The 3,603-nt window shown below is 63.6% G+C and carries 2 protein-coding genes; both read left to right on the top strand.

The features are described 5' to 3' along the window. Positions 1-863: DUF4397 domain-containing protein (locus WAS25_RS07070; RefSeq protein ID WP_422310814.1), on the top strand; the 863-nt coding region annotated here is incomplete at its 5' end. 657 nt (positions 864-1,520) lie between these two features. Next, positions 1,521-3,603 (top strand): carboxypeptidase regulatory-like domain-containing protein (locus WAS25_RS07075; protein ID WP_422310815.1); only part of this gene is annotated, 2,083 nt, incomplete at its 3' end.

The following is a 3,603-nucleotide window of genomic DNA, read 5'->3' on the forward strand; positions in this document are numbered from 1 at the left end:
ATGTGACGGCTCCGTCCGCCGATCTCGCCACCGCGATGCCAACCCTGACCAATGTCCCCTTCAAGGGCTTCTCCGGCGCGCTGGAGATCCCCGCGGCCACCTACCAGGTGCGGGTCACCGCCACCGGCTCGAAGACCCCCGTGTATGACTCCGGCTCCGTCCCCCTGGCCGCCGGGGCCAACCTGGTCCTGGCAGCGGTCGAGCGAATCGAAGGCGCTTCCCCCATCACCCTGCTGGGGCTCACCCGCGAGGCTGCCACGCCCAAGCTGGAGATCCCGGATTCCCGTGCGCTGGTGCGAGTCAAGCATTCCTCGCCGGACGCCCCGGCCGTGGACATCCTGGTGAACGGGCAGATCGCGCTCACCAATGTGCCGTTCCCAGTCGCCAGCAGCTACCTTCCCCTGGCGGGTGGCGCGACGAACCTGAAGGTCAATGTCGCGGGCACCTCCACCACCGTCATCAATGCGGATGTGAACCTGGTGGCGCTCAAGGCCTACAGTGTGTTCGCGGTGGACCTTGTGAGCCGGATCCAGCCCCTGGTCGTGGAGGATGACCTGATGGCGCCCTCGGCCGGCAAGGCTAAGCTTCGCGCCATCCACCTGAGCCCCGATGCCCCGAATGTCGACATCTGGGTGAACGGAGTCAAACAGCTAACCAACGTCCCCTTCAAGGTCACCTCGCCTTACCTGGAAGTTCCGGCGGGCGTGACGGATGTGAAGGTGGCCGTCACGGGAACCATGACCATCGTCCTCCAGGCCACTCCCAACTTGGCTGCTGGAAGCATCTACACCGCCGCCGCCACAGGGACTGTGGGGGCCGTTCCCAGCAAGCCGCTCACGTTGAACCTCTTGACCGACAAGTAGAGACAGTTTTCCTTGGCGCGAGGGTCCCTGCGGGGACCCTCGGCTTGTACGGACGGCCAGGGCGCTCCCCCAGCGGAGGCGCTCTGCTCTCGCGGAAAAAGAGGCGGCGTGAGGTTCCCAATGTCCACCACGGAGATGGGTAGCTTCACTTGGTAAGTCGATACCGGCCCCTTTCCGCGGTCCAAGTCAGGGGCGCCCGCCTTTCATCGCGCCTGCTTTTAACCCGGTTCAGGCATTGGTGGGGTGTCTGACCGCGGGTAGGCGCGGGTCGCAGGAATGACTTTTCCTTATCAGCTCCTGTGGCCTGAGGACCCGCACGGGTGTCCGGAGGTGGGGGTATCGGCTCCGCCACTCAAGCTAACTCGGGGGGATCTGATTGGTTGCAAGTGTACCGATCAAAGCTCGGTGGTGCCCTGGCTCCGGCCGCCACCTGGCTGGAAGTCTATTTTTTCCTCGGCGTTACAGGGTTGTTCCGTGACATTGGTCATAAACACCCTGAAGGTTGAAGGAGGCCTTCGCTGGGATAATGTCCTCATCGTCCACACTCCCCGGGGGTTCGTCCCCAAAGCCATGGCCGAAGCCGTAGCGCGCTTTACCCCGCCTCATCGCGTTCCCGCTTCCGACTTTTGATCTGCCCCCGTGGGGCAAGGAGCCTTGATGTCAGCCCAGAGAACCACAGCTCTTCTCCTCTCCGCCCTGGCCTGCGCGGTGGTGGCCACGGCGCAGACCAGCACCACCTCGGGTGCCCTCCGGGGGACCGTCAAGGCCAAGGCCAAGGGCGCGGTCGCCAGTGCTTCGCTCACCCTGCGGAACCTGGAGACCGGCCTGACCAGGACGACGACCACGAATGCCAACGGCGAGTACCACTTCGCCTTCCTGCCCGTGGGGAACTACGAACTGACCGTCGCCGCCACTGGGCTGAAGACCGCCAAGGATGCCTCCCTGCGTGTAGGCCTCGGCCAGACCGCCCTCCAGAACTTCAGCCTCGACTCGGTGGAAGCCAGCGCTGTGGTCACCGTGGTGGCCGATGCGGCCAGCCTGGACGTGGCCCAGATCAACACACAGTCCTCCATCTCCCAGGAACTGGTCGAGGCCATCCCGGTGAATGGCCGTAACTTCACGGATCTCGTGCAGCTCACCCCCGGCGCGGCCGTGGGCAACACCAGCTACTACACGACGGTGGAAGGCGCCCGCGGCATCCAGAACAATCTGCAGATCGACGGCGGTAGCTACAACTCCAAGTTCAACGGCGAGCAGCGTGGCGGCACCCGCATTCCCTTCACCTTCGGCCAGGACTCCATCAAGGAACTGCAGGTCATCACGAATTCATTCGACGCCCAGTTCGGCGATGCCGTAGGCGCAGTCATTAACGCCGTTACCAAGACCGGCACCAATGAGACCCAAGGCATGGCCTTCGTGCTGTTCAGGCCGAATTCCTTCACGGCCAAAGTGAAGCCCGTACCCTACGATCCGAATGCCCCAAATGGGGTGAATTCCGATGAGGCTCGCACCCGTAGCTACCAGAGCCTGCAAGTGGGCTTCAACCTGGGCGGTCCCATCCTCAAGGACAAGCTGCACTACTTCGTGAACGTGGAAATGGCCCGGAAGCGGGAGGATAGCGTCCCCCTCTTCGGCAATCTCACTGCCGAGTCCGCCGCCTTCTTCCACTCGGTCACGGGCATGGGCGCACTCATGCAGACGATGCCGGGCCGAACCCTGGCTCAGGAGAACGGTCGCCCCTGGACCGATGAGCAGAAGAACTTGGTCTTCATGGGCCGCCTGGACTGGGACATCAACCAGGACCACAGGGCGACCCTCCGGATGAACTCCCAGAACTACCAGGGCCTCAACGACATCTATGCGGGGTCCCGCCGCAACGACACAGCCGAGTCCGGCAACTCCACCATGAAGTTCACCAGCCTCTCCACGGTGGTGGAGCTCAGCTCGACCCTGTCGCCCAGCCTGCTGAACGAGGCCCGCATCCAGCTCTCCAGCGAGCGGCGCCCCACCACGCCCAACAGCACCATCTCCTCCCCCGTGCGCATCAACCGGCTCAGCAGCGGCTATGACATCAACGCGGGCCAGTACTACATCGACCCCCGCACCACGGACGAGACCACCACCCAGCTCCAGGACAACCTCACCTTCATGACCGGCGACTGGGTCCTCAAGGGCGGCGTGGACCTGCAGTTCATCGACATGAATAACCGCTTCCTGCCCAATGGCAACGGCAGCTGGGTCTTTCCTACGTATGCAGCCGCCCAGTCCTGGTTCACGGGTGCCCCGGCGGCCGCCCTCGGAGGTGTGACCTACACCCAGGGCTACTCGCCCACGGATGGCGTCAGCAGCTTCAGCGAGAAGTTCCTGGCCGGTTATGTCCAGGCCCAGAATGGCTCCCTCTTCAACAAGCGCCTACTGGTCAGCCTGGGCCTTCGCTACACGGCCGAGATCTGGAGTGACAACCCAAACCACAACCCTAAGCTCCAGGGCCTGGACCGAGCCCCCAACGACAAGAGCCTGGACCCCCGCTTCGGTTTCACCCTGGACCTCTTCGGCAACGCGAGGACCATCCTTCGAGGCGGCTATGGCTGGTTCAGCGTAAGCAACCCGGGGCAGACCACCTCCGGCGCCATCATGAACAACGGCATCAACCTGGTGTCCTACTACATGACGGCCTCGGCAAATCCCGCTCTATTCGAACCCGGCGGCTTGCTATCCGCCTCTCAGCGATGGAGTGGTC

This window comes from Geothrix sp. (assembly GCF_049292215.1).
GTDB lineage: Bacteria > Acidobacteriota > Holophagae > Holophagales > Holophagaceae > Geothrix.